Source organism: Frigoribacterium sp. UYMn621 (assembly GCF_040549525.1).
Taxonomy (GTDB): Bacteria; Actinomycetota; Actinomycetes; order Actinomycetales; family Microbacteriaceae; genus Lacisediminihabitans.
On record NZ_JBEPTM010000001.1, the window covers coordinates 462,100 to 485,992 of the forward strand.

25 protein-coding genes and 1 tRNA gene are annotated in these 23,893 nt (G+C 65.9%); 19 read left to right on the forward strand and 7 right to left on the reverse strand.

Features of this window, described 5'->3' with window-relative positions; all coding sequences use genetic code 11:
* Positions 1 to 4 precede the first annotated feature (4 nt).
* Entirely contained in the window at positions 5 to 466 is a 462-nt protein-coding gene (locus ABIB54_RS02380) for a RidA family protein (protein WP_354573907.1), read from the forward strand.
* Here ABIB54_RS02380 and acs read toward each other — a convergent pair.
* Positions 459 to 2,429, reverse strand: coding sequence for an acetate--CoA ligase (gene acs / locus ABIB54_RS02385; protein WP_354573908.1), 1,971 nt, complete (start codon positions 2,427 to 2,429; stop codon positions 459 to 461). The genes ABIB54_RS02380 and acs overlap by 8 nt on opposite strands.
* A 429-nt stretch (positions 2,430 to 2,858) precedes the next feature.
* Between acs and ABIB54_RS02390 the strand changes: the two genes are divergently transcribed.
* From ABIB54_RS02390 to ABIB54_RS02475, 18 genes are all read left to right on the forward strand, one after another.
* Complete coding sequence (locus ABIB54_RS02390) at positions 2,859 to 3,914, forward strand: TadA family conjugal transfer-associated ATPase (protein WP_354573909.1); 1,056 nt, start codon at positions 2,859 to 2,861, stop codon at positions 3,912 to 3,914.
* Positions 3,901 to 4,833, forward strand: coding sequence for a type II secretion system F family protein (locus ABIB54_RS02395; protein WP_354573910.1), 933 nt, complete (start codon positions 3,901 to 3,903; stop codon positions 4,831 to 4,833). The genes ABIB54_RS02390 and ABIB54_RS02395 overlap by 14 nt, the downstream gene beginning before the upstream one ends.
* Before the next feature lie 103 nt (positions 4,834 to 4,936).
* Positions 4,937 to 5,116 carry a DUF4244 domain-containing protein gene (locus ABIB54_RS02400; protein ID WP_354573911.1) on the forward strand — a complete coding sequence of 60 codons (180 nt, stop codon included), beginning with the start codon at positions 4,937 to 4,939 and terminating at the stop codon, positions 5,114 to 5,116.
* A gap of 13 nt (positions 5,117 to 5,129) precedes the next feature.
* Positions 5,130 to 5,459, forward strand: coding sequence for a TadE/TadG family type IV pilus assembly protein (locus ABIB54_RS02405; RefSeq protein ID WP_354573912.1), 330 nt, complete (start codon positions 5,130 to 5,132; stop codon positions 5,457 to 5,459).
* Positions 5,459 to 5,875 (forward strand): Rv3654c family TadE-like protein, encoded by a 417-nt coding sequence (locus ABIB54_RS02410; protein WP_354573913.1) that lies wholly within the window; start codon positions 5,459 to 5,461, stop codon positions 5,873 to 5,875. The genes ABIB54_RS02405 and ABIB54_RS02410 overlap by 1 nt, the downstream gene beginning before the upstream one ends.
* A 164-nt stretch (positions 5,876 to 6,039) precedes the next feature.
* On the forward strand, positions 6,040 to 8,949 hold the full coding sequence (gene topA / locus ABIB54_RS02415) for a type I DNA topoisomerase (RefSeq protein WP_354573914.1): 2,910 nt from the start codon (positions 6,040 to 6,042) through the stop codon (positions 8,947 to 8,949).
* A 20-nt stretch (positions 8,950 to 8,969) separates the two neighbouring features.
* On the forward strand, positions 8,970 to 9,590 hold the full coding sequence (gene tmk / locus ABIB54_RS02420) for a dTMP kinase (protein ID WP_354573915.1): 621 nt from the start codon (positions 8,970 to 8,972) through the stop codon (positions 9,588 to 9,590).
* A gap of 111 nt (positions 9,591 to 9,701) precedes the next feature.
* Positions 9,702 to 10,133, forward strand: a complete 432-nt coding sequence (locus tag ABIB54_RS02425; RefSeq protein WP_354573916.1) for a hypothetical protein — start codon at positions 9,702 to 9,704, stop codon at positions 10,131 to 10,133.
* Positions 10,134 to 10,345: 212 nt separating this feature from the next.
* Positions 10,346 to 10,621, forward strand: coding sequence for a hypothetical protein (locus tag ABIB54_RS02430; RefSeq protein WP_354573917.1), 276 nt, complete (start codon positions 10,346 to 10,348; stop codon positions 10,619 to 10,621).
* A gap of 4 nt (positions 10,622 to 10,625) precedes the next feature.
* The gene (locus ABIB54_RS02435) at positions 10,626 to 11,576 is read left to right on the forward strand and encodes an FAD:protein FMN transferase (RefSeq protein WP_354573918.1); all 951 of its coding nucleotides are present in this window, start codon (positions 10,626 to 10,628) and stop codon (positions 11,574 to 11,576) included.
* Positions 11,569 to 12,126 carry a ferric reductase-like transmembrane domain-containing protein gene (locus ABIB54_RS02440; RefSeq protein ID WP_354573919.1) on the forward strand — a complete coding sequence of 186 codons (558 nt, stop codon included), beginning with the start codon at positions 11,569 to 11,571 and terminating at the stop codon, positions 12,124 to 12,126. Before ABIB54_RS02435 ends, ABIB54_RS02440 begins: the two co-directional genes overlap by 8 nt.
* The gene (locus ABIB54_RS02445; RefSeq protein ID WP_354573920.1) at positions 12,123 to 13,382 is read left to right on the forward strand and encodes an NADH-ubiquinone oxidoreductase-F iron-sulfur binding region domain-containing protein; all 1,260 of its coding nucleotides are present in this window, start codon (positions 12,123 to 12,125) and stop codon (positions 13,380 to 13,382) included. Before ABIB54_RS02440 ends, ABIB54_RS02445 begins: the two co-directional genes overlap by 4 nt.
* Positions 13,375 to 13,620, forward strand: coding sequence for a ferredoxin (locus ABIB54_RS02450; protein ID WP_354573921.1), 246 nt, complete (start codon positions 13,375 to 13,377; stop codon positions 13,618 to 13,620). Before ABIB54_RS02445 ends, ABIB54_RS02450 begins: the two co-directional genes overlap by 8 nt.
* Positions 13,621 to 13,662: 42 nt before the next feature.
* The gene (locus tag ABIB54_RS02455; protein ID WP_354573922.1) at positions 13,663 to 14,883 is read left to right on the forward strand and encodes a DNA polymerase III subunit delta'; all 1,221 of its coding nucleotides are present in this window, start codon (positions 13,663 to 13,665) and stop codon (positions 14,881 to 14,883) included.
* Positions 14,884 to 14,892: 9 nt separating this feature from the next.
* Positions 14,893 to 16,431: an alpha/beta hydrolase gene (locus tag ABIB54_RS02460; RefSeq protein ID WP_354573923.1), complete on the forward strand. Its 1,539-nt coding sequence runs from the start codon at positions 14,893 to 14,895 to the stop codon at positions 16,429 to 16,431.
* The gene (locus ABIB54_RS02465; RefSeq protein WP_354573924.1) at positions 16,425 to 17,954 is read left to right on the forward strand and encodes an alpha/beta hydrolase; all 1,530 of its coding nucleotides are present in this window, start codon (positions 16,425 to 16,427) and stop codon (positions 17,952 to 17,954) included. Before ABIB54_RS02460 ends, ABIB54_RS02465 begins: the two co-directional genes overlap by 7 nt.
* Before the next feature lie 49 nt (positions 17,955 to 18,003).
* Entirely contained in the window at positions 18,004 to 18,645 is a 642-nt protein-coding gene (locus ABIB54_RS02470) for a TetR/AcrR family transcriptional regulator (protein WP_354573925.1), read from the forward strand.
* 43 nt (positions 18,646 to 18,688) lie between these two features.
* A tRNA-Thr gene (locus tag ABIB54_RS02475) sits at positions 18,689 to 18,764 on the forward strand.
* A gap of 78 nt (positions 18,765 to 18,842) precedes the next feature.
* Here ABIB54_RS02475 and ABIB54_RS02480 read toward each other — a convergent pair.
* The 6 genes from ABIB54_RS02480 to ABIB54_RS02505 form a co-directional block, all read right to left on the reverse strand.
* The gene (locus tag ABIB54_RS02480; protein ID WP_354573926.1) at positions 18,843 to 19,319 is read right to left on the reverse strand and encodes a hypothetical protein; all 477 of its coding nucleotides are present in this window, start codon (positions 19,317 to 19,319) and stop codon (positions 18,843 to 18,845) included.
* Between the two features lie 224 nt (positions 19,320 to 19,543).
* Positions 19,544 to 19,780, reverse strand: a complete 237-nt coding sequence (locus tag ABIB54_RS02485) for a hypothetical protein (RefSeq protein ID WP_354573927.1) — start codon at positions 19,778 to 19,780, stop codon at positions 19,544 to 19,546.
* The gene (locus ABIB54_RS02490) at positions 19,780 to 20,919 is read right to left on the reverse strand and encodes a phage major capsid protein (RefSeq protein WP_354573928.1); all 1,140 of its coding nucleotides are present in this window, start codon (positions 20,917 to 20,919) and stop codon (positions 19,780 to 19,782) included. Before ABIB54_RS02490 ends, ABIB54_RS02485 begins: the two co-directional genes overlap by 1 nt.
* Positions 20,919 to 21,350, reverse strand: a complete 432-nt coding sequence (locus ABIB54_RS02495; protein ID WP_354573929.1) for a hypothetical protein — start codon at positions 21,348 to 21,350, stop codon at positions 20,919 to 20,921. Before ABIB54_RS02495 ends, ABIB54_RS02490 begins: the two co-directional genes overlap by 1 nt.
* The gene (locus ABIB54_RS02500) at positions 21,347 to 22,270 is read right to left on the reverse strand and encodes a hypothetical protein (RefSeq protein WP_354573931.1); all 924 of its coding nucleotides are present in this window, start codon (positions 22,268 to 22,270) and stop codon (positions 21,347 to 21,349) included. The genes ABIB54_RS02495 and ABIB54_RS02500 overlap by 4 nt, the downstream gene beginning before the upstream one ends.
* Before the next feature lie 50 nt (positions 22,271 to 22,320).
* The gene (locus ABIB54_RS02505; RefSeq protein WP_354573932.1) at positions 22,321 to 23,880 is read right to left on the reverse strand and encodes a hypothetical protein; all 1,560 of its coding nucleotides are present in this window, start codon (positions 23,878 to 23,880) and stop codon (positions 22,321 to 22,323) included.
* Positions 23,881 to 23,893: the final 13 nt, after the last annotated feature.

Genomic DNA, 23,893 nt, shown 5'->3' on the forward strand with positions numbered 1-23,893 from the left:
ACTGATGTCTGTCATTGCCGACCGTCTCACCGAGCTCGGGCTCGAACTGCCCGCTCTCGCCGCTCCCGCCGGGGTGTACATCCCCGCTGTCGTCAGCGGCAACCTCGTCTTCACCTCGGGGCAGCTGCCCTTCACCGCAGGAGCGCTTCCCGCCACCGGCAAGGTCGGTGCGGCCGTCACTGCCGAGGACGCCAAGACCTACGCCGCGACCTGTGTGCTCAATGCGCTCGCTGCCGTGGAATCCGCGATCGGATCGCTGGATCGGGTCACCCGCGTCGTGAAGGTCGTCGGTTTCGTGTCGTCCGACCCCTCCTTCACCGGCCAGCCGGGAGTGATCAACGGGGCCTCCGAGCTGCTCGGCGAGATCTTCGGCGACGCCGGGGTGCATGCCCGCAGCGCCGTGGGTGTCGCCGTCCTGCCGCTGGACTCCCCGGTCGAGGTGGAGTTGATCGTCGAGTTCACTTGAGCCGGTCGCTGATGACCTGCATGACCGACGTGTCGGCGAGCGTAGTCGTATCGCCGATGTCCCGGCCCTCCGCGACATCCTGCAGCAGCCGCCGCATGATCTTGCCGGAGCGTGTCTTCGGTAGCTCCGCGACGATGAAGATCTCGCGCGGGCGGGCGATCGCACCGATCTGTTCGGCGACGTGGCCGCGTAGCAGCGCACTGGCATCATCCGCGCTGTAGGCCTGTGCGTGTTCGCTGCGCAGGATCACGAAGGCCACGACGGCTTGGCCGGTCGTCTCATCCGCGGCTCCGACGACCGCCGACTCCGCCACGATCGGATGCGACACGAGCGCCGACTCGATCTCGGCGGTCGACAGGCGGTGACCGGAGACGTTCATCACATCGTCGACGCGTCCGAGCAACCAGATGTCGCCGTCTTCGTCGAGACGGGCGCCGTCGCCGGCGAAGTACAGCGGGCCGCCCGGGGCATCTGCGAACTTCGACCAGTAGGTCTCGACGAAGCGATCCGGGTCTCCCCAGATTCCGCGCAGCATCGACGGCCAGGGCTCGGTCACGACGAGAAGGCCGCCGCCTCCGGCAGGCACCGGATGGCCCGCCTCATCGAGCACATCGATCGAGATTCCCGGCAGCGCCACCTGGGCTGAACCCGGCTTCAGAATCGTGACGCCGGGCAGCGCTGAAACCATGATCGCGCCGGTCTCGGTCTGCCACCAAGTATCGACGATCGGAGTCGTTCCTCCGCCGATGACGTCGCGGTACCAGACCCACGCCTCCGGGTTGATCGGCTCTCCCACGCTGCCGAGCACGCGCAGGGAGCTGAGGTCGAAATCATCCGGCACCTGTCGTCCGAGCTTCATGAACGAGCGGATGGCGGTGGGCGCCGTGTAGAAGATGGTCACCCCGTATTTCTGGATGATCTCCCACCACCGCCCGCCGTGCGGCGCATCCGGAGTGCCCTCGTAGAGCACCTGAGTCGCACCGTTGGCGAGCGGTCCGTAGACGACATAGCTGTGGCCGGTGATCCATCCCACGTCGGCGGTGCACCAGTAGACATCCGTCGCCGGGTTGAGGTCGAACACGTTCTTGTGGGTGAACGCCGCCTGGGTGAGGTAGCCGCCGCTCGTGTGAAGGATGCCCTTCGGCTTGCCCGTGGTGCCGGAGGTGTAGAGGATGAACAGCGGCGTCTCTGCGGGGAAGCCCTCGGCCTCGTGTTCGGTCTGCGCGCCGGCCATCGCCTCGTGCCACCAGAGATCACGACCTTCGACCCAGCCGATCTCGTTCTCGCCGCGTTTGACGACGAGCACGTTCTCGACCGTGTGTTCGCCTTCCTTGGCGAGGGCAGCATCCACCGCGGGCTTCAGGGCGCTGACCTTGCCCTTGCGCCATCCGCCATCCGCGGTGATGACGAGCTTGGCGCTCGCGTCATCGACGCGGGAACGGATGCTGTCGGCGCTGAAGCCACCGAAGATCACCGAGTGCACCGCTCCGATCCGGGCCACGGCGAGCATCGCGATGACGGCCTCCGGGATCATCGGGAGATAGACCGCCACGCGGTCGCCCTTCTCGATGCCGAGGGAGGTGAGCAGGTTGGCCGCGCGCTTGACCTCTGCGGTGAGTTCGGCGTAGCTGATGTCGCGGCTGTCGCCGGGCTCCCCCTCCCAGTGGAGGGCGATCCGGTCGCCGTTTCCGGCGAGCACATGCCGGTCGAGGCAGTTGAACGCGACGTTCAACTCGCCATCCTCGAACCAGGTGGCGAAGGGGGCGTTCGACCAGTCGAGGTCCTTGGTGAAGTCCTTGTTCCAGTGAAGCAACTCGCGGGACTGGGCGGCCCAGAAGGCGAGACGATCCGCGAAGGCTTCGCCGTACAGGGCTGCCGTTGCGACCGCGTCGGCTCGGAATTCCGGGCTGGGCGGGAAGCGTCGCTCTTCGTGCTGCAAGCTGTCAATGGAAGTGTTGGACATCGGTATCCCTCGCGAAGGCGGCGGGCGTCGATGCCCGAGCAGAGTAGTGATCCGATACTAGGCCGATCGCGGGTTGCGCTCCGTTGCGACCATTCTGTGAGTGTCCCCTAACCGCGGGGGTTTGTCTCTTGCGCCGGGGTTCTGCCGGAGTACACTGGGGTCGTTGAATGCAAATTCGATAAGCAACGCGCAGTGATTCCCCCCAATCCAGCGTTGCTGTGGCGGCGCCGGTTCCCCCCAACAGGCGCCGCCCCTCTTCGTTAACGGGCATCTCTGGGCGCGGGCGTCTCTGGGCGCGGGCGTCTCTGGGCGCGGGCGCCTCTGTTAACGGGCGTCTCTCCCTTCCTCCCCCGCACGCCCTGCCGCGAGTTCTCCCCGGTCGGGGATCGAGGGCTCCGGATGCTCCGGGGTGGGCCCTACCGTCGTGTCATGCCGTCCGCCGCTCCGTTCGATCCGTCCACATCGCTCGCCTCGGGCACGGAGCGTTTCGTCGCACGCCGAGCGGGGGCGGAGTTCGCACCGACGGCGCGACGACGCACTCTCGCCGGCTTCGAGCTCGACGAGTTCGGGCCGCTTTCCGACTTCGTCGCCGACGCGGCGGTCACGGATGTCTTCGTGAACGGGCCGGCGGAAGTCTGGGTCGACCGCGGCCATGGCGCGGTGCGGCACGAGCCCCTCGCTGGGGGCGAAGCTCTGCTGCGCGATCTCGCCGTGCGCCTGATCGGGCTGGGCGGACGCCATATCGACGAGGCCACCCCCTGCGTGGATGTGCGCCTGCACGACGGCATCCGTATCCACGCGGTTCTTCCTCCGATCTCCCCGGCTGGCACGCTCCTCTCTATCCGCCTTCCCCGGGTGGAGAGACTCGGCCTCTCTGACCTCGATGCGGCCGGCTTCTTCTCCCGGATCGCCCTCGGAACAGTGTTGCCGTTGGTTGCCCGACGCGAGAACCTGCTCATCACCGGAGCGGGAGGAAGCGGCAAGACCACCCTGCTCGCGGCGTTGCTCTCGAGTGCGCACGCCGGTGATCGGATCATCGCCATCGAGGACGTCGGAGAGCTGCGGGTGACGCACCCGCACTTCGTCTCGCTCGAGGCCCGCCAGGCGAATCTGGAGGGTGCCGGGCACGTCGGGCTCGAACGCCTGGTGCGGGAGGCCTTGCGGATGCGCCCCGACCGCCTCGTGCTCGGTGAGTGTCGTGGCGCGGAGATCCGGGAACTGCTTGCGGCTCTCAACACCGGTCACGATGGGGGAGCGGGCACCCTGCACGCCAACTCCCTCGACGATGTGCCCGCGCGCATCGAAGCGCTCGGTGCGCTCGCCGGGATGACCGCGACGGCCATCGCGAGGCAGACGGTGAGTGCGATCGGCACCGTGTTGCACCTCGAGCGCGATCGCGACACCAGGCGGCTGGCGCAGATCGGGCGGTTCGCGCTCGATCGACGCGATCGCCTGTGCATGGTGGAGTCTCGTGGCGAGGCGTGACCGCCGGGCCGATCTCGAACCGCTCGCCGCCGTCGTACAGCGCCTCGGAGTGCTGCTCGCCGCGGGAGTCGCTCCCGCATCGGGCTGGGCGTATGTCGCGGAAGCCGCCCACGGCTCCGCCGCCGCTGGAGCGCGAGCAGTAGCGGATGTCGCCGCCCATGGTGGATCGGTCACCGAGGCGATCGTCTCCGTCGCCTCAGAGCCTCGCGCGGATCGGGCGGCCTGGCGCGGTCTCGCCGCTGCCTGGCTCGTCGCCACCGACGCAGGCGCCCCCTTGGCCCCGACCCTCTCCGAACTGTCCGCGACGCTCCGTTCACTCGCGCAGAACCAGCGGGATGTCGACACGGCCCTCGCCGGTCCGGTGGCGACGGCCCGAATGGTGATGGTGCTGCCGGTCGTGGGAATCCTGTTCGGCCTGGCCCTCGGGTTCGACTCCCTCCACGTGCTCTTCGCCACGCCGCCCGGGCTGGTGTGTCTCGCACTCGGAATACTGCTGATCGTGATGGCCCAGCTGTGGAACCGGCGGCTGCTGAGCGGGGCGCGGCCGACCAACCTCACCCCTGGCCTCGCCCTCGACCTCATGGCGATCGCGGTGTCGGGCGGCGCCTCACTGTCGCGGGCGGAGCGTGCGGTCGCGGATGCTCGCGAGGCCTGCGGCATCGACCTGGACGGCAGCGAAGCGGCGATCGCGGAGGTGCTCGCACTCAGTCGAAGGGCCGGTGTGCCGGCGGCGGCGTTGCTGCGCGCGGAGGCGGTCGAGGCTCGCCGCTCCGCCCGGAGCGCGGGGGAGCGGGCGGCCGCGACGCTCGGGGTCACGCTCATGCTGCCGCTCGGCGTGTGCATCCTCCCCGCCTTCATGGTGCTCGGGGTTGCGCCGCTGCTGATCGCCGTCCTCTCGTCCACAGTGACCGGGTTTTGACGCCGGTGCACCGATGGGCGAGCGCCGACACCGGGCAGTCGCCTCCGGCTGCACGCTGATGGGGCACGGCAGCCCGCCGGGCACGTGACGGAAGGAATGGTCGATGGGGAAGAAACTGGGTTCGAGGCTCCACGAAGAGGACGGGGCGGCGACCGCCGAATACGCAATAGCCACGCTGGCCGCCGTCGGATTCGCGGGGTTGCTCGTCGCCATCCTGCGCAGCGACGAGGTGCGGGGCATGCTCACGGAGCTCGTGCATCGTGCGCTCACGTTCGCCGGGTGAGGTGGCGCCCAGGTTGGCCCACGGCGAGCGGGGCAGTGTGACGGCGGAGTTCGCCACGGTCATCCCGGCCGCGCTGCTGGTGCTGGCTGCCTGCCTTGGCGGGCTGCAGCTGTGCAGCCAGCAGCTGAGGCTCCAGCAGGTGGCGGCCATGGCGGCGCGCGCGGTCGCCCGCGGCGAGCCGGTCGGCACCGCGGGCGGGCTCGTGCCGGGAGCGACCCTTCGGGTGGAGCACCGCGGAGAGCTGGCCTGCGTCACGGCATCCGCTCCCGGTTCCAGCGTCGCGGGGGTGATCGGTGCGGTCACCGTGAGCGCCGTGAGTTGTGCGCTCGACGGCGGACGCTGATGCGGCGGTATTCGCTGCACCGCTCCCCGATGCGGCGGGCTCTCGACGACGAACGCGGGTCCGGATCGGTGCTCGCCCTTGCCATCGCCGCGGCGATGCTGATGCTGTTCTCCCTTCTGTTGCCGGTCGTGACCGTGTTGTCCGCACAGCAGCGCGCGGCCGGGGCGGCTGATGCGGCGGCGCTCGCCGCGGCCGATGTCGCGGTGGGAATCCGCTCGGGAAGCCCGTGTGAGAGGGCATCCACCGTCGCTGTAGCGAACACCACGCGACTGGACGGATGCGTCGTCGACGACACCACCGCGACCGTGCGTGTCACGGCCTCGGTGCTCGGCTTCGTGGTATCCGCCCGCGCCACCGCGGGGCGTCCGCCCAGTGAGAAAGCGGCGCGAGCCGGGCTAACTGGGGGTGGTGGATGAAGCGTCCGTCAGGTTTCTGTGTGTATGGTGTGCGTGTCGGGACCACCACCGATATCTCCGATGCCCGGTGAAGAGCATCAGCGGGGCCGCCCTAGGCTGGGCGAGGTTTCGTTTCACCCGGAGACCCACAGAGGCGGCGGCAGTCGCAGTAGTCAAGGAGTCAAGTGCCTGGCACGAAGAAGCTGGTCATAGTCGAGTCGCCCGCGAAGGCGAAGACGATTGCCCAGTACCTGGGCGACGGATACGAGGTGCTGGCCTCGGTCGGTCACATCCGCGACCTGATCGAGCCGAAAAACCTGCCGCCGGAGCTCAAGAAGGGCTCGCTCGGCAAGTTCTCCATCGACGTGGAGAACGGCTTCCTCCCCTATTACGTCGTGTCGGACCAGAAGAAGAAGACGGTCGCCGAACTGAAGCGCGCGCTCAAGGGTGCCGACGAGCTCTACCTCGCAACTGATGAGGACCGCGAGGGTGAAGCCATCGCGTGGCACCTTCTCGACGAGCTGAAGCCCAAGGTCCCGGTGAAGCGCATGGTGTTCCACGAGATCACCAAAGAGGCGATCGAACGTGCCCGCGACAACACCCGCGATATCGATACCGCTCTGGTGGACGCGCAGGAGACCCGGCGCATCCTCGACCGTCTCTACGGCTACGAGATCTCGCCGGTGCTGTGGCGCAAGGTCGGTCCCGGGCTCTCCGCCGGTCGCGTGCAGTCCGCCGCCACCCGTCTCGTCGTCGACCGGGAGCGCGAACGTCTCGCCTTCGTCGCGGCCGGCTACTGGGACCTCTCTGCGCTGCTCGCGGCATCCGATTCCTCCAGCCCGTTCGAATCCCGTCTCGCCCGCCTCGACGGTGTTCGCGTCGCCACCGGCCGCGACTTCGACGACAAGGGCCAGCTCAAGGCATCCACGAACGGCAAGGCGGATGCCGTCGCGCTTGACGAGCAGGCCGCGACCGCGCTCGCCGAGGCGCTGCGCGATCCCGCGGTGCCGGTGATCGTCTCCTCGGTCGACTCCAAGCCGTACACCCGTCGCCCGGCGGCGCCCTTCAGCACCTCCACCCTGCAGCAGGAGGCCGCGCGCAAGCTGCGCTTCTCCGCGCGCCAGACGATGAGTGTTGCGCAGGGACTGTACGAAAACGGGTACATCACCTATATGCGTACCGACTCTCTCAACCTGTCGCAGCAGGCGATGTCTGCCGCCCGCAGCCAGGCCGCATCCCTCTACGGCGCGGAGAGCGTCTCCGAGAAGCCGCGGACCTATGCCAGCAAGAGCAAGAACGCCCAGGAAGCGCACGAGGCGATCCGGCCGGCCGGGGATACCTTCCGCACGCCGGGGCAGCTCGAGGGCACACTTCGGGGCAACGACTGGAAGCTCTACGACCTCATCTGGAAGCGCACCGTCGCCTCGCAGATGGCCGATGCCAAGGGCATGACAGCGTCCGTCGTCATCACCGCCGGACCCGTGCAGGGCACGACAATGGCCGAGTTCGCGGCCAGTGGCACGGTCATCACCTTCCGCGGATTCCTCCAGGCCTATGAGGAGAGCCGGGATGAGGAGCGCAACGATTCTGCCGAGCCCGCCGAGGCGAAACTGCCTCCGCTGACCGTCGGCCAGAAACTGACCGTCGCGGAGGTCGAGGCCAAGGGTCACGAGACCAGCGCGCCGCCCCGGTACACCGAGGCGAGCCTCGTGAAGACCCTCGAAGAGTTGGGGATCGGGCGCCCATCTACCTACGCGTCGATCATCTCGACCATCATCGACCGCGGATATGTCACCCCCCGTGGCACCGCGCTGGTGCCGAACTGGATCGCCTTCTCGGTCGTGCGGCTGCTCGAGGAATTCTTCTCCGACCTGGTGGAGTACCACTTCACCGCGGGTATGGAGGATGACCTCGACCGCATCGCCGACGGCAAGGAAGACCGGGTCGACTGGCTGAACAGCTTCTATTTCGGCAGCGAGAAGCACCGCGGCTTGCGCAGCGTCATCGACAACCTCGGTGAGATCGATGCGAAGAGCATCAACTCCATAAAGCTCGACGACGAAGTCACGCTGCGCATCGGCAAGTACGGCCCCTACCTCGAGGTCGTGGACGAGGGAGCAGCCCCCGAGGCCGCACCGCGTCGCGTGAACATCCCGCCGGAGCTCGCCCCCGACGAGCTCACCATCGTGAAGGCCCATGAGCTGATCGATGCACCGGTCGTGGTCGACCGGGTGATCGGGGTCAACCCCGAGAACGGCAAGAACGTCGTCGCCAAGGACGGTCGTTTTGGGCCGTACATCACCGAGGTGGATCCCGAACCCGTCATCGAAGCGGTCGAGACCCCGGCAGCAGAGCCCGTGGTCGATCCCGCCACCGGCGAGATCATCGAGCCGAAGAAGAAGCGCGCCGCGCCGAAGAAGGCGGCGGCGGTGAAGGCGCGCACCGCATCCATCTTCAAGTCGATGGATCTGGCGACCGTCGATATCGACACCGCGCTTCGCCTGCTCTCCCTGCCTCGCATCGTCGGCCAGGACCCCGAGACCGGTGAGGAGATCACCGCCCAGAACGGCAAGTTCGGCCCGTACCTCAAGAAGGGTGCCGACACCCGCTCGCTCACCGAAGAGGATCAGATCTTCGAGATCGACCTCCCCGGGGCCATCGAGCTGTACGCCCAGCCGAAGTACGGCGCGCGCCGGGCATCCAGTGCGCTCAAGGAATTCGATGCCGATCCCGAGAGCGGCAAGCCGATCCGCATCAAGGACGGGCGTTTCGGCGCTTACGTCACCGACGGCGTCACCAATGTGACGATTCCGCGCGGCGAGACGATCGAAGAGATCGACTTCGAGCGCGCCGTGCAGATGCTGGCCGATAAGCGGGCGAAGGGCCCGACGGTCAAGAAGACCGCGGCAAGGAAGCCGGCAGCGAAGAAGCCAGCCGTAAAGAAGCCCGCCGTGAAGAAAGCCGTGGTGAAAAGCACCGTCGTGAAAAGCACCGTCGTGAAGAGAGCCGTCGCCTCGAAGCCGGCGGTCAAGAAGCCGGTAGCGAAGCGGCCGGTCGCCTCGAAGCCGCCCGTCACTTCCGAGTCTGCGCAGTAGGCACGCGGGTGGATCGCAGAGTGACCGGCCTGTTCATCACTCTCGAGGGCGGGGATGGATCGGGCAAATCGACCCAGGCCAGCCTGCTCGCCGACTGGCTCAGGGAATCCGGTTACACGGTCGAACGCTCGCGCGAGCCGGGTGGAACCGAGCTCGGGCTCGAGCTGCGCGAGATCGTGCTCCATCGGCGAGGGCCCATCGCCCCGCGCGCCGAGGCCCTGATCTATGCGGCAGATCGCGCGCACAACATCGCCACGAAGGTGCGCCCGGCCGTCGAGCGCGGCGAGATCGTGATCCAGGACCGCTACCTCGACTCGTCCGTGGCCTATCAGGGCGCCGGGCGGGTACTCGACCCCACGGAGGTGCGGGACATCTCCCTCTGGGCGACCGAGGGATTCATGCCGAACCTGACGATCCTGCTCGACCTCGATGAGGCGATCGGCCGGAAACGGCTGGATCAGGCACGTTCCGCGTACGACCGGCTCGAGGCCGAGCATGGCGAGTTCCACGCGCGGGTGCGCGCCGGATTCCTCGCGCTCGCCGCGGCCGATCCTGAGCGCTTCCTCGTACTCCCGGCAACCGATTCGATCGAGTCGATCGCCGCCGCCATTCGCGATCGGGTCACCGTACTTCTCGGCTGAGCTGCGCCGCCATTCGTAACCGGGATCACTCGCAACTCGCTCACGGCGATTCTTAGCGATTCCTTATAGGGAATGCTGCCAGCCTTGGCGTAGCGAGAGGGAGGGCGTCGCATGGGGCTGCATCGCAGGGGAAGACGAATCGCCGCGACAATCACGACCGTCGTGGGCGTGACCAGCCTGATGGCGACGACGGCCGGGTCGGTTGTGCTGTGGCAGGACACTCTGGTGTCGCAGGCGAAGGGACGCGCGGCCGCCGCGCTGGTGCCGGCGGTGTCACCCTCGCCATCCACCGCTGCAGCGCCTCTTCCCGCGCCGACGATGAGCGCGAGGCCGTCCCCGCCCATCGTGCCCTCGAGCGACCCGGCCCCGGCGGTGCCCGCGGTCGTTGCCCCGGCCGCGCCGCGCCCCGCACCGGTCGTCCCGGCGCCCGCCCCGGTCGCGCCAGCAGCGGCCCCGGTCGCGCCGCGCCCTGCACCGGTCGCACCGGCGCCGCCCGTGCCTGTGCCGCCGCCGCCCCCGCATTCGAAGTCGGGCGGGTCCTGAGAGTCCCCAGTGCCAGACCGCAGTCTTAGACGATTCTGGTAACGCCGATGGCGGTGTCGACGGTGGATTCTTCTCTCGACCGTTCGCGGGTAAGCGGGGCATCCGGGATGTCTCCGGATGCTGTCAGCATCTACACCTGACTATCCAAGCAAGTTCAGAGAATCGGGTAGGAACGTGTGCGGCGCGGTGATCGAGAAGAGAGCGAGGGTGACATGAGTATTCGGGCAGAGGGCAAGAGGCTCGCCCTGGGTGTCACCACGAGTGTCGGTGTCGTCAGCCTCGCAGTCACCGGAGTCGCATCGATCGCCCTCTGGCAACAGACGGTGAGCCACAATTCGCCCGGCAGCACCAGTGGGCAGGATGGCACGAACCAGAGCCCGGACCTCTCGAACCAAGGCAACGACGACGGAGGATTCACGCAGCAGCAGGTCCTGCCCGTCAGTCCGGGTCAGGGTGGCGGCTCCCACGCGCAGTCATCCGGGTCGTGAGCAGATGACCGTGCGCCGCGATTGGCGCGACTGGAGCTGCGATGTCTCCGTCGTGGTGTCGGAGTCCGCCGATGTCGAGCTCGCAGAAGGCATCGTTCGGCAGGTCATGGATGACGTCTCCCGGGCGTGCAGCCGATTCCGTGCCGATTCCGAGCTGTCGATGCTCGCCTCGCAACTGCCCGGCGGAGCCGAGGTGAGCGAGCTGCTTGCACGCCTCGTGCGGTCAGCCCTCGATGTCGCCACGCTCACCGAGGGGGATGTCGACCCCACTCTCGGGATCGCCCTGCGGGCCGTCGGCTACGACCGCGACCTTTCGGAGCTGCCGACCGCGCTGCCCGGCGAGCAGATCGATCCGCGAGTGATCGTGGTCACGCGGCGCACTGCGGGCTGGACGCGAGTGATGCTCGAACAGTGGCGCCTCGCCGTGCCCGCCGACCTGGCGCTCGACCTCGGGGCGACCGCGAAGGCGATCGCTGTCGACCTGGCCGCCGAGAGGGTGGCGACGCGACTCGGCTGCTCCGTACTGGTGAACATCGGCGGCGACCTCAAGACCTCCGGCGCTCCCGTTCCGGGCGGATGGCAGGTGCTGGTGCAGGATCTCCCCGCGGACCCCGCCCAGCAGGTGTCGGTCGGGGCGGGCGCGGCGATCGCGACCTCCAGCACCCAGAAGCGCACCTGGGCGCAGGGCGGATACCTGCGTCACCACATCCTCGACCCTCGATCTGGACTCCCGGTGGAGCCGGTCTGGCGCAGTGTCTCCGTCGCCGCCGGGGACTGCCTCCTGGCGAACGCCTACAGTACCGCCTCGATAGTGCGCGGCCATGCCGCTGTCGCCTGGCTCGAGGGCGCGGGGGTGAGTGCGCGGCTGGTGGACCGCGCCGGTCGCGTCATCACCACCGGCTCGTGGCCGGTGGAAGTGTCGCAGGAGCAGCTCGTGGGGGTGGGGGATGTCTGAGCTGCTGTGGGCCTTCGGGCGGGTCAGCGGGGTCGTCTCGATCCTCCTGTTCACCGCCTCCGTCGTGCTCGGGATCATCACGCGGTCGGGTCGCCCGCTTCCCGGTCTTCCGCGATTCTCGATTTCGCTCGTCCATCGCAACGTCGCGCTGATCGCGAGCACCTTCCTGGTGCTCCACGTGGGCACGCTGCTGCTCGACACCTACGCGAAGCTCACGGTGGTCGACATCCTCATTCCGTTCCGTGGGGTGTTCAAGCCGTTCTGGCAGGGTCTCGGCACCGTGGCCCTCGACCTGGTGATCGCCATCGTGGTCACGAGTCTCCTCCGCCGGAGGATCGGGGTGCGCGTCGCCACCTTCGTGCACTGGTTCACGTATGCGATGTGGCCGGTCGCGATGGCCCACGCCATCGGCAACGGCACCAATGGCACGAGCGGCTGGTTCCTCATCATCGCGGCGGGATGCACCCTCGCCGTGATCGTCGCCGTGATGTGGCGCACCTCGGTGCGGTTCCTCGAGACGGCAATGGCCCGGGCACGGTCACTCCGATGAGCGGCACGGCGGTGGCGGGCGCGGTCCGACCGCCCGGGGGGCTCAACCGGCTCTTCCTGGCCGGCCAGGATGCCGACTATCGCGCGCACCTCGCCGCATTCGGTGCGATGACGCCCTCCAGCCTCGCACCCGCTCTGGTGGATGAGCTGGCGCGATCAGGGCTCTCGGGGCGGGGCGGGGCGGGATTCCCGGTCGCACGCAAGGTCGGCGCGGTGACCAGTCCGAGCGACCGACTCTGGGCTCGCAGCCCGGTCGTCATCGCGAACGGAGCGGAGGGAGAGCCGCGGAGTATCAAGGATTCGACTCTCCTGCGACACGCACCACACCTGGTGATCGACGGGCTCCTCGCCGTCGGTGCCGCGGTGGGAGCGTCGAAGCTCTACCTCTATGCGCCGGCGGGTTCGATCGACTATGCGCGAGCCGCCGCGCGGGAGCGCAAGGATGCCCGGTCGATCGCCTTCGTCGAAGCGAAGGAGAGTTTCATCTCCGGTGAGGCGAGTGCGGTCGTCAACGCCATAGAGAACGGGATCGCTCTTCCCACCGATCGGATCGTTCGGCTCACGACCACGGGGCTAAGGCGGCTTCCCACGCTCGTCCACAATGTGGAGACGCTCGCGCAGGTGGGGCTCATCGCCAGATTCGGGGCAGCATGGTTCCGGTCGCTCGGATCCGAGCGAGACCCCGGAAGCCGGTTGGTGACGGTGTCGGGGTCCGTGCCGCACGAGCGGGTGATGGAGGTCGCGGGCCACACGTCGATCGCGGACATCCTCGAGTCCTGCGGTGTGTCCCTCGATGGCGTCGCGGCAGTGCTCGTCGGGGGATACCACGGGGCCTGGATCGCTCGGGCGAACCTCTCCGCGAACCTCTCGGCCGGCGGCCTTGCCCCGCTCGGAGCCCGACCGGGGGCCGGCATCCTGTATGTGCTCGGACGGCACGAGTGCCCCCTCGTCGCTTCGGCGTCGATCGTGCACTACCTCGCGGGCGAATCGGCGAAGCAGTGCGGCCCCTGCCTGTTCGGCCTCCCGGAGATGGCGAGCCTTCTCGAACGCCTGGCGACGGGAGATCGCGAGCGCGGCCTTCGTCGTCAGCTCGAAGCCCTCACCGAATCGGTGATCGGGAGAGGGTCCTGCCATCATCCCGATGGCACCGCCGGCCTCGTGCTGAGCACGCTGTCGGTGTTTGTGGCCGATGTGGATGCCCATCTCACCGGAAGGTGCCTGCGTGCCGCGCAGCCGACGAGGAGAAGTGATGGCTGAGCCACCTCCCGGTCCCGCGCTCCACATCGATTGGACCCGGTGCGATGGCCGCGGTCTCTGCACCGAGCTGCTTCCGGAGCTTCTCGCTCGTGACAAGTGGGGCTACCCCGTGGCGATCGCCGGTGCGCCGGCAGCCCGGTCGGACGTCGCGATCGGACCCCGTCATCTCGATGCGGCGACGGACGCCGTCGCGCTGTGTCCCCTGTTGGCCCTCACCATCGTTGGATCCCGCCGCTAGCGCGGGCGGCTCCGGTCAGCCGCTCCACTTAGGCTTAGCCCCATGACCGTGTGGGACGAATTGACCGGCCAGTCGGAGGCGATCGCGATCTTCCGCGCTGCCGCCGCCGACTCGACGCTGGGTGATTCGCCCATCGGCGACTCGGCGATGACCCACTCCTGGCTCATCACGGGCCCGCCCGGCTCCGGGCGATCGAACCTGGCCTACGCCTTCGCGACCGCCCTGCTCAGTCCGGCCGCGAAAGGCGGAGTCGGCAACGGCGGAGTCGACACCGGCGGAGTCGACCCTGGCGCAGTCGACCCTGGCGACGGCGATGAGGCCACTCGACGGCAGGTCGCCGCCCGCACTCACCCCGACCTCGCGGTGCTCAGCACCGAGGGCGTGATCATCAAGATGGACGATGTGCGCCGACTGGTCTCCAGCTCCAACTTCTCCCCCTCGGTGAGCCGCTATCGCGTGATCGTCATCGAGGACGCCGATCGCATGCAGGAGCGCACCTCCAACGTCTTGCTGAAGGCGCTCGAGGAGCCGCCGCCGAGAACCGTGTGGATCCTCTGCGCGCCGAGTGAAGCAGACCTGCTCCCGACCATCCGTTCCCGGGTGCGCACCGTTCGACTTCGGGTTCCGGATGTCGCCGACGTCGCAGAACTCATCGCCCAGCGCGACGACGTGGACATCGCCACAGCCACCCGGGCTGCGCGCGAGTCGCAGAGTCACATCGGCATGGCCCACCGCCTCGCCACCAACGAGGATGCCCGGCGCCGTCGCGAGCAGACCCTCGACATCGCGCTCGGCATCCATACCGTCTCTGGGGCGGTGATCGCGGCGGCGAAGCTCCTGGAGCTCGCCGGTCAAGACGCCAAAGCCATCACAGAGGAGCGCGATGCCGAGGAGCGCGAAAGCGCGCTCCGATCCCTCGGGATCGAGCCGGGCGGCACCATCCCGCCGGCCCTCCGCGCCCAGCTGCGCACGCTCGAGGAAGACCAGAAGAGGCGCGCCACCCGCAGCCTTCGCGACGGCATCGATCGCATCATGGTCGATCTGCTCTCGCTGTACCGGGACATCCTGCTGCTGCAGCTGGGAGTCGAGACCGAGCCGATCAACCTGGCGATCCTCTCTCGGCTGACGACCGCGAGTGCGGCCTCGACGGCCGCCGAGACGCTCGCCACGATGGATGCCATCGCCACCGCCCGCAAGCGCATCGAGGGAAACGTGGCCCCGGCCCTCGCCCTCGAAGCCATGCTGATCTCCACCGCTCGCTGAGGGATTCCCGTGACCACCAGAACCACCCGCACGCTGTTCATTGCGGCCGCGCTCGCCGTCATCCTTCCGCTCAGCGGTTGCGTCGCGTCGTTCCTGCCGAAGACGCCCGCCACAAAGTCCACTCCCACGAGCGAGACCGTGGCCGCGGATCTCGAACCGTTCTACAGGCAGGTTCTGACGTGGAAGTCCTGCGAGGGTGGCGACTTCCAGTGCGCCACGGCCAAGGCGCCGATGGACTGGAAGAACCCGGCGGCCAAGTCGATCGATCTCGCGCTCATCCGCAAGACCGCCACCGGCACGGCCATCGGGTCGCTCTTGGTCAACCCGGGCGGTCCGGGCGGCTCTGGCTACGATTTCATCCGCGACAGCCTCGACTACGCGGTCGACGCCAAGCTCCGACAGAACTACGACATCGTCGGCTTCGACCCGCGCGGCGTCAACAAGTCCTCGGCGGTCAAGTGCTACCAGGACCCCGCAGAGATGGACAAGTTCCTCTTCGGGGTATCACCGAATCCCTTCGGCTCCGATGCCTGGATCGCCGACCAGCGGGCCAGCAACACGGCGTTCGGTGCGGCGTGCCTCAAGTACACCGGTGACCTGCTCGGTTTCATCGACACCGACAGCGCTGCCCGCGATCTCGACCTGCTGCGCGCCACGCTCGGCGACAAGAAGCTCAACTACCTCGGCTACTCCTACGGCACCCTGCTCGGCGCCACCTATGCCGAGCTCTACCCGAAGAAGACCGGCCACCTGGTGCTCGACGGCGCCCTCGATCCGGCGACCACGAGTTTCGAGGTGGGGGCGACCCAGGCGCAGGGCTTCGAGAGTGCGCTTCGGGCCTACATCAAAGACTGCCTCACCGGCAAGGACTGCCCGTTCAGCGGGTCTGTCGACAGCGCCATGGCAGACATCCGCTCCCTGCTCGACAGCCTGAATGCCAGCCCGCTGCGCGCGGTCGACGGCCGTGAACTCTCCAGCAGCGTGATGTTCAACGCGATCATCTTCCCGCTCTACAACAAGACGAACTGGCCGTACCTCTCGCAGTTGTTCAGCTCGGTGATGCAGGGCGATCCCACTGTCGCCTTCCAACTGGCCGACAACTATTACGGCCGCACGGCCAAGGGCACGTACAAAGACAACTCCACCGAGGCCTTCATCGGCATCAACTGCCTCGACTACGCAGCCGAGTCCACCACCGATGTGAGCCTCAGAGCGGATGCCGCACGGCTGGCTGCCCTCGCCCCGACCCTCGGCCCGCAGCTCTCGTATGACACCTCCTGCGCGTCCTGGCCGTTCCAGCCCACCCGCCAGCGCGGTCCGATCTCGGCGGATGGATCGGCGCCCATCCTCGTCGTTGGCACCACGAACGATCCGGCGACCCCCTATGTCTGGGCGAAAGCACTCGCGAAAGAGCTGCAAAATGGCCATCTCATTACCTATAAGGGCGAGGGCCACACGGCCTACAACAAGTCCAATTCCTGCGTGAACAACGCCGTCGACGACTTCTTCGTCGGGGGAACCGTGCCGAAGAAGGATCCGCAGTGTTGAGGAAGTCCGCCACCCTTGCCGTCATCGCGGTCGGGATGTTGTTTCTCGGTGGGTGCACGACCACACTCTTCCCGAGCGTCGAGCACAGCTCGACGCCCACCGGCGAGAAGGTACCGGCGGCAGAGGCCCCCTACTATCACCAGGTTCTCGACTGGAAGAGCTGCGGTCACAGCCAGCAGTGCGCCACCGCGACGGCACCGATGGACTGGGATCACCCCTCGAAGTCGACGGACATCTCGCTGGCCCTCACCCGGGCATCCGCCACAGGCACCCGCCTCGGTTCGCTCTTCGTGAATCCGGGTGGCCCCGGGGCCTCCGGTTACGACCTCGTGCACGACGACCTCGACTACGCGGCGTCGAAGACCCTTCAGCGGAGCTACGACGTGATCGGATGGGACCCGCGGGGGGTCGGCCGGTCGACTCCCGTCACCTGCTACGACGACAAGAAGCTCGACCAGTTCATCTACGGGGTCGCCAAGAACCCGGTGAACAGCCCCGCCTGGGTCACGGAGGTGACCGACCAGTCCAAGGACTTCGCGGCATCCTGCCTCAAGAACACCGGCCCGGCCCTGGAGTTCGTCGACACCCAGAGCACCGTGCACGACCTCGACATGCTGCGTGCGGTGGTGGGGGATACGAAGCTCAACTACCTCGGCTACTCGTACGGCAGCGACATCGGAATGTATTACATCGACCGTTTCGCGAAGAAGGTGGGTCATGTGGTACTCGACGGTTCCACCGACTCGACACTCTCGATCTTCGACATCAGCCTCACCCAGTCCACCGGATTCGAGAAGGCGCTCAAGGCCTACCTCGCCGATTGCCCATCGACCAAGAACTGTCCATTTCCGGGCTCGGTCGACGACAGCCTCGCCAAGATCTCGGCGCTCTACGATCGCCTCACCGCCACACCGATCGCTGCCCCGGATGGGCGGGTGCTCGATCAGAACCTGCTCGACACAGCGATCAATTCGGCGCTGTACGACAAGTCGTCGTGGCCCTATCTGAGCGACATGTTCAGCGAGATCAGGAAGGGCACGACAGACACGGCGTTCCTCCTGGCCGACTCGTACAACGGCCGTAATCCCGACGGCAGCTACAAAGACAACTCGCTCGAGGCCTTCATCGCGATCGGATGCCTCGACTATCCGACCGAGACCGACCCGGCTGTGCTCGCGAGCGAGAGCGCCCAGCTCGTGCAGGCGGCTCCGACTCTGACGCGCCCGTCCGTGATCGGCGATGTGACCTGCGAGAACTGGCCGTTCCACAACCGCGCGGCGCCGCCCGTGGTGACCGGTGCCGGGGCCGCGCCGGTGCTCATCCTCTCCTCCACGGGGGATCCGGCGACACCGTACCAGTGGGGTGTCGCGCTCTCCAAGCAGCTGCAGAGCGCGCATCTCGTGACCCGCACGGGCGAGGGGCACACCGCCTACAACCGCGGGATCCCCTGCATCGACAACACCGTCGATCGATACTTCGTGTCGGGAACAGTCCCCAAGAAGGACCCGCTGTGCACCGGATGAGCGGGCTGGCTGGTTTGTGCATAATTGCAGAGAATGCAAGAATGTGAGCATGACATTCGACCATGCCCATGCGGGACTGCGCGAGCGCAAGCGCCTCGCCACGGCCCGGGCGATCGAGATGGCAGCGATCGACCTCGTCGCCGAAAAGGGCATCGACAAGGTGACAGTCGACGAGATCAGTCGCATCGCCGACATCTCACCGCGCACCTTCTTCAACTATTTCGCGTCCAAGGAGTCCGCGCTCGTCGGTGAGACGCCCGAACTTCCCTCAGCCGATGCTGTGGCGGCCTACGTGAGCTCCTCGAGCGGCACCGTATTCGATGGACTGGGGGCTCTTCTCTCCGCCGCGGTCGAGGGGCGATCCACCGACTCGGAGCTGATGCTGAAGCGCCGGAGCCTGCTCAAGGACTATCCCCAGTTGTTCGCGATGCGCATGGCGGCGATGCGCGAATACGAGGACCGGCTGCGCGAGATCGTCGCCCTTCGCCTGGCGGCGGAGGACCCGGCGCTCGCCGCGGACTCCGATCTGCTCATCAGCAGGTCCCGACTCATCACGAACGTGGCATTCGCAACCATGAAACACGCCTGGGTGTGCTGGGCTGACAACGAACGCGGCAGCACACTCAGCGAGAGGCTAAAGGATTCGTTCGAGGAGCTTGGCCGCATCCTCGCGCCAGCACCCACCGTCTGATCGGCTAAGCTTTCATGCGTTGCCCGCGAGAATTCGCGTGCACGCCGCCTTAGCTCAGTCGGTAGAGCATCTCACTCGTAATGAGAAGGTCGTCAGTTCGATTCTGACAGGCGGCTCCACATAAACACAGGGATCGGGAGCCACTGGCCCCCAACCCGTTTCCGTCCGTGGGGTAAACGTGGGGTAAAGCCGCTGAACTAGACCGGCTTGGCCGTAAACGTCTGCGTGTCCAGGCCGTAGTAGTCGTCGAGCAGCGGGTTGCGCCACGGGGAGAACACGGTGAGCTTGCGACCGGGGCTGACAATAATCATTTCCGCATCGCCATTGCGGCCGTGCGCGTCATCATCATCAGCTTGCGCGAAATACATGCTGGCGGCGAGGCGGATGTCGGCGGCGCGCTTATCGTTCGCAATCCGCAGGTCATCTGTCGCCATGTTGACGGAAGAGAGCGAAGTGCTGACCGCGAGCTGCAAGAAAGCATTACCAGCCGCACGCTTAGCGTTCGGGAGGCCGGTACCGATGAAGGCCAGGATGTCGCTGTCAGAGAAGTAGCCGAAATCACCAAAGCCGGTCTGTGCGGGGATCAGGTCTTTGTACTGAGTATCGCCAATGAGGCTGCGAACTTGGCCGAGAAGGGTAGTGCCGTCAACTGGCACTGCTCCTACGTTTGCCATGTGCGAGCCTTTCGTTGGGGGTGGGATTCCGTCGAGGAGAAACAAGATCTCGACTCGGGTCGGAATCCCACCCGCTTGCGATCAGGAGGAGGTGCCTGTCGTGATACCCAGAGTACAGGGAACTTTCAGATAACACACAGGTTCACCCTGTGTGTGGGTAGTTAGCCACTAAAAGCAAAACAGCCCAGCCCTTCATGGGGGCTGGGCCGTTTCATTAGGGGTGACTAGACCAGGAGGCCAGCCGCCCGGAGGGAGGTGAGCAGTGCGTTGAACTGGTTACCAACCGAAGTAGCGTCTGTCGCTACAACTGCCGGTGCCACGGTCGCAGCCGGGGCGATGACGCCTGCTGGAAGCGAACCTACGATGACGTAAGGTTCCGGGGCGTAGTCGCCATCCTGCACTGCCTGGTGACCGACAAACGCGATCGGTTCACCTTTCAGCGGGGCGAGGAAATTGACCATCAGGCGCCAGTACCGTTCGACCAGATGACGAGCTGCGGGGTCCAGAGGATTCCGCCACCAATCTGACGGAGGCGGAAAGTCGCCGAATCCGTGTTGAAATCGCCCTCGAACGGGGTGACCGAAGAACCACCGAAGTAGGTTCCGGTCGCGTTCTCGACGCGAAGCTCAGGCGCGGTGTGTCCAACGAGCAGGCCATAGTCGAGCACCGGGCGACGGGTCGCGCCAGGCTTCGGGATGAGGTACCAGTTTGTGCCGGTCACCCACTCCGTCTCGATAACGGTCACATCAGCGAACGGGTTGAATCCCGAGACGCTGAGGCTAGTCGCTCCATCGGTGATCTCGGCGAGACCCAGCGCAAGCTGGAACTTGACGAAATCGGCCTGGCCGTAAGGCACAACGAGGTTGTAGCCACCTGTGACCTTGATGTAGCGGTTCTGGATCTTCCGCTGCGTCATCTCGTACTTGGCGCGAAGGAGCGCAGCACGGCTGAACGGCGCGTTGACCGTAACGCTGGTCACGCCATCCGGGGTAGGTCCACCGAGAAGCTTCTCGGCAGGTCCAACACCATTGATGAGGGCCGAATAGACCTCATAGTCAGCGGTGTCAGCCGCAACGGAAACGATGTTGCCGGGGAGCGCCTGGATGAAACCGATCGAGTCGTTGATGAACGTCTCGAAGGTGAAGTCGGTCTTGAAACCGCGCTTCTTGATTCCACCGGAAACTGCCTCATCGCCCGACATGTAGGCGTAGGGGTAAGCCGCGCCTTCAGGGACGACAGGTGCGATACCGTTCGGGGCAATCCCGGCCGGGTCGGCGCCTTCCTCTTCCACGCCCGAGAACTGCGAGACGAGGCTGTAGAGGATCGGCTTGCGGAAGTTCGGAACCTCACGGGTGCCGGCAATCTGCTTCCAGGTCGGCTCGAGCTTGTCATACTCGGGCAGCACGTTGAGGTTGGTGAGGTGAGCGTAGGCGAAGATCGCGTCCGAAGACTGCATCGCTTCCTCGAAGTAACCGCGGGCAATCAGGCCACCGGAAAGAGTTTCCTCTACCAGACCTTTGATCGCCTTGAGCTTGGCGGGGGTGACGCCTACGGGAACCTTCAGGCGCCCATTAGCGTTGAAAGGGCTCGCAGCAACCATCAGGCGAACACTCCAATCTTGATTGCGGTATCCGAAGCGGACGCCTTTCCGAGGAACGAGTCGACGACGCCGAACTTCGTGTTACCAGCCGCCGTGAGCGTGAGCTCCGTAACTAGTCCGCCAGCCACAACCGCGAACACGGAAGTATTTTTCGGGGTACTAGAACCTGCTCCCGTGACAGCGCCACGGTAGGTTCCATTCACGGCGATAGTTGCCGAACCGGGAAGGTTGCCAACGCCACCAGACGGGATGGTGATGCTGATGTAGCCGATCTGCTTCGTCAGGGTCGAGTCACCACGGTTGGTGATCGTCACTGCCGGCTGGTTGGAGATGGAGACGACAGCAGTACCGGCGTTCGTCCCGGAAGCTACCGGCCATTCGCGGTCCTGGCTGGAATCGCCCTTGTAGACCTGTGTGAGGGTGACGCTCATGCGTGGTACCGACCAATCTGGTAGTCGTCAGCGGAACCGGCAGATTCGAGCACGCGGCCGCCAACAAGCGTGACCTCGGTGCTGGACGCAGCCTTGGCTTCGAGGAGAATGGCCTTTGCCTTCTCGATAAGAGGGGCAACATCTGCACCCTTCAGGGCGAGAGCCTTGAGCTCGGCGACCTGTGACGGCAGGAGCTTGGCGTCATCAATCAACGTCGCCTTCTCGCCGTATGCGATAACTGCGCTTTCCACAGCCGTCTCGACGGACTCGGCGGATGCCTCGGCCTCGACCGCAGTAGCAACAGCGGCCTTCGATTCGGTGATGTGGGAAGTCAAGAGAACGGTGAGGGCTTCAATAGCCTTCGTCAGCTCATCCATATTTCCTTCTTCCATGTGATCCTCTGCCGAGGCTTCGACAGCAGGTTTTGGTGACGCGGCCCGTGCGGCCTCGTACAGTTTTTGGGTGAGCCCAGAGCCGGAACGGCCGGGATAGCTCACGATGTCGACAGAGTTGGTGACCTCTGCGAGTAGGGAGGTCACGTTGCCTTCTTCATCAGATTCGCCGATAGCAAAGACGGAGAGTGCGGCCTGCGTGCCGAGAGATTCGACTACGGCCTTCCAGTGGTCGAGCACCTGCGGGGTGGCTACGATCCCGACGCCTTCTTGGTATTGCGCGTCTTCGGGCAGAAAACCCCACTGGTCGCGCGGGTCGCGTTCGCCTGGCCCTTGACCGGCTTTCGGGTGACCGAACCAAAGTTTGGTGCCTGCCGGGAAAGCGCGTGCGGCAGATTCGCGGAGCACAGATTCGCTGTAAACCCCGCTCGAGCCTTGTCCGGGGGAGATGAGCGTTGCGGCCCAACGGTTGCCTTCGACAGCACGCAGAGTCGCGTCAGACTCATGGACGAGTATGCGAGTTGTCATTCAGCCAAGATACAGGAATCGTGCAGCAAACACACAGGAAAGGTTTTGAACTAGTGACCGGCACCGTTTTTATCGCGGGTCGTGTTGTCTCCTAGGCTCACCTTGCCGACGCCGAGGCTATCTTTTCCTTGCTGGTTTTGGAGGCCCGCAGAAGTGCCGGGCTTCGATGCGGTGTCGGCTGCAGTAGGCATTGGCATACCGGCAGCCTTCTGGTCTGCGGCAACCTGAGCGTTATCGCTGACCTTCTTGGCGGCAGCAACCGCTGCAGCCGTAGCGTCGTCGATCGCCTTCTGGTTGTTCGGAGTGATGACGCCCTTGGGGACCGTCGAACCTTCCGCGAGCTCGATACCCGTGCGGTGCGCGAGTGCCGGGCGGATCTCTGAAGGAGAGAAGGCACCCGTCTGGAACGCGGCCACAATCATCTGGGCATCGCGGAACGGGTCTTCGTCATCGATGTTCGGCCAGACAACTTCGAGCTTCGGGGCGCCAAGCAATTTACCGATGCGCTTGAAAATCTCGGTAGCGGCCTGCCGGCGCGCGCCAATCATCTTCCGCACATTCGGGTCAAGCCGGGCGCCGGGTGCGTACTGGCCTTCAGCAAGCAGATCTTCTTTCGTCACTTCGCCAGCCGCGGCGGCTTGCGCTGCGAGGGCGGCTCCGTTATCGAACGTGACACCCGAGTTGCCGGGTAGCGGCTTCATGTCCATGCCAGGCGTCTGGATGGCGCTGTCAGCAATACCATCCGGCGTGATAGCTGCGGCGATCTTCTTAGCCTGGTCGGTGTTCTGCGCGCGGTACTGCCATGCGATCTGCGCAAGCGCTTTCGCAAACTTGGACTGGTCTTTCAGGTAGTCGGTGTATTTCTCGGCCCATTGGAGCGAAGGAAGGAGGTCGGGGATACCAAGCGGCCAGCCGACCTGCTTATTCACATCCCAGACGACAGCAGTGAAATTGGTGTTGATCGGCACAATGTTGCCGTCATACTGCGCGATAAGTGAGCCGTTCAACTTGTCTGCCGGGCAGAGGTCTGTGGGGTAATACTCATCGACGAGCGTGCCGACAGCATCGTCCATCGTGATGCGCGTGAAAGTACGGCGGACAAACCATGTCGTCTCGCGGTCGTTTGAGTCAACGAAAGGGAGGCCCATTTCTTCGATGCCGTAGCGGCTAATCTGTTTCGTCGTTTTGTTGATGAGGAAGACTACCGTGCCGTCTGTGCCGTGGCTGCGGTTTATCTCCATCATGGCGGCCGTACTGAAAAGCTTGACCACGTTGTTCGGGCTGGTAAAAGCGTTGATCGCTTTGGCGTAGTTTTTGAAGCCGACACCATCGCCATAGATCGAGTTGCCGCGGATCTCACAGATGCGCTTGACCATGCCGCCGCCCACTAGCCAGGAGCGGAGGTCGTCAGAGATAATGCGGAGCGCTGGCAGGTCGAGCCCTGTAGTGCTGTACTGGTTGCCGCCGCGCGTCCAACCGCGGTCTTCGATCGCAAGCTGGAGGTCAGCCATGCTCTCGGTCATGCGGGTGATTTCTTTGCCTTGCGCTTTGGCTAGGTTTTCCAGCCGCACCTGGACCGTGTTGCGGGGCTTGGCTGGAGTAGTCGGCATTAGGCCAAGATAC

Coding starts and splice junctions, on each gene's coding strand:
- ABIB54_RS02445 (WP_354573920.1), top strand. CDS start 12,123: ATGAGCGGCACGGCGGTGGCGGGCGCGGTCCGACCGCCCGGGGGGCTC.
- ABIB54_RS02485 (WP_354573927.1), bottom strand. CDS start 19,780: ATGGTCAATTTCCTCGCCCCGCTGAAAGGTGAACCGATCGCGTTTGTC.
- ABIB54_RS02440 (WP_354573919.1), top strand. CDS start 11,569: ATGTCTGAGCTGCTGTGGGCCTTCGGGCGGGTCAGCGGGGTCGTCTCG.
- ABIB54_RS02495 (WP_354573929.1), bottom strand. CDS start 21,350: ATGAGCGTCACCCTCACACAGGTCTACAAGGGCGATTCCAGCCAGGAC.
- ABIB54_RS02430 (WP_354573917.1), top strand. CDS start 10,346: ATGAGTATTCGGGCAGAGGGCAAGAGGCTCGCCCTGGGTGTCACCACG.
- ABIB54_RS02500 (WP_354573931.1), bottom strand. CDS start 22,270: ATGACAACTCGCATACTCGTCCATGAGTCTGACGCGACTCTGCGTGCT.
- ABIB54_RS02480 (WP_354573926.1), bottom strand. CDS start 19,319: ATGGCAAACGTAGGAGCAGTGCCAGTTGACGGCACTACCCTTCTCGGC.
- ABIB54_RS02505 (WP_354573932.1), bottom strand. CDS start 23,880: ATGCCGACTACTCCAGCCAAGCCCCGCAACACGGTCCAGGTGCGGCTG.
- acs (WP_354573908.1), bottom strand. CDS start 2,429: ATGTCCAACACTTCCATTGACAGCTTGCAGCACGAAGAGCGACGCTTC.
- ABIB54_RS02425 (WP_354573916.1), top strand. CDS start 9,702: ATGGGGCTGCATCGCAGGGGAAGACGAATCGCCGCGACAATCACGACC.
- ABIB54_RS02450 (WP_354573921.1), top strand. CDS start 13,375: ATGGCTGAGCCACCTCCCGGTCCCGCGCTCCACATCGATTGGACCCGG.
- ABIB54_RS02470 (WP_354573925.1), top strand. CDS start 18,004: ATGACATTCGACCATGCCCATGCGGGACTGCGCGAGCGCAAGCGCCTC.
- ABIB54_RS02490 (WP_354573928.1), bottom strand. CDS start 20,919: ATGGTTGCTGCGAGCCCTTTCAACGCTAATGGGCGCCTGAAGGTTCCC.
- ABIB54_RS02435 (WP_354573918.1), top strand. CDS start 10,626: ATGACCGTGCGCCGCGATTGGCGCGACTGGAGCTGCGATGTCTCCGTC.
- ABIB54_RS02380 (WP_354573907.1), top strand. CDS start 5: ATGTCTGTCATTGCCGACCGTCTCACCGAGCTCGGGCTCGAACTGCCC.
- ABIB54_RS02455 (WP_354573922.1), top strand. CDS start 13,663: ATGACCGTGTGGGACGAATTGACCGGCCAGTCGGAGGCGATCGCGATC.
- ABIB54_RS02390 (WP_354573909.1), top strand. CDS start 2,859: ATGCCGTCCGCCGCTCCGTTCGATCCGTCCACATCGCTCGCCTCGGGC.
- ABIB54_RS02410 (WP_354573913.1), top strand. CDS start 5,459: ATGCGGCGGTATTCGCTGCACCGCTCCCCGATGCGGCGGGCTCTCGAC.
- ABIB54_RS02400 (WP_354573911.1), top strand. CDS start 4,937: ATGGGGAAGAAACTGGGTTCGAGGCTCCACGAAGAGGACGGGGCGGCG.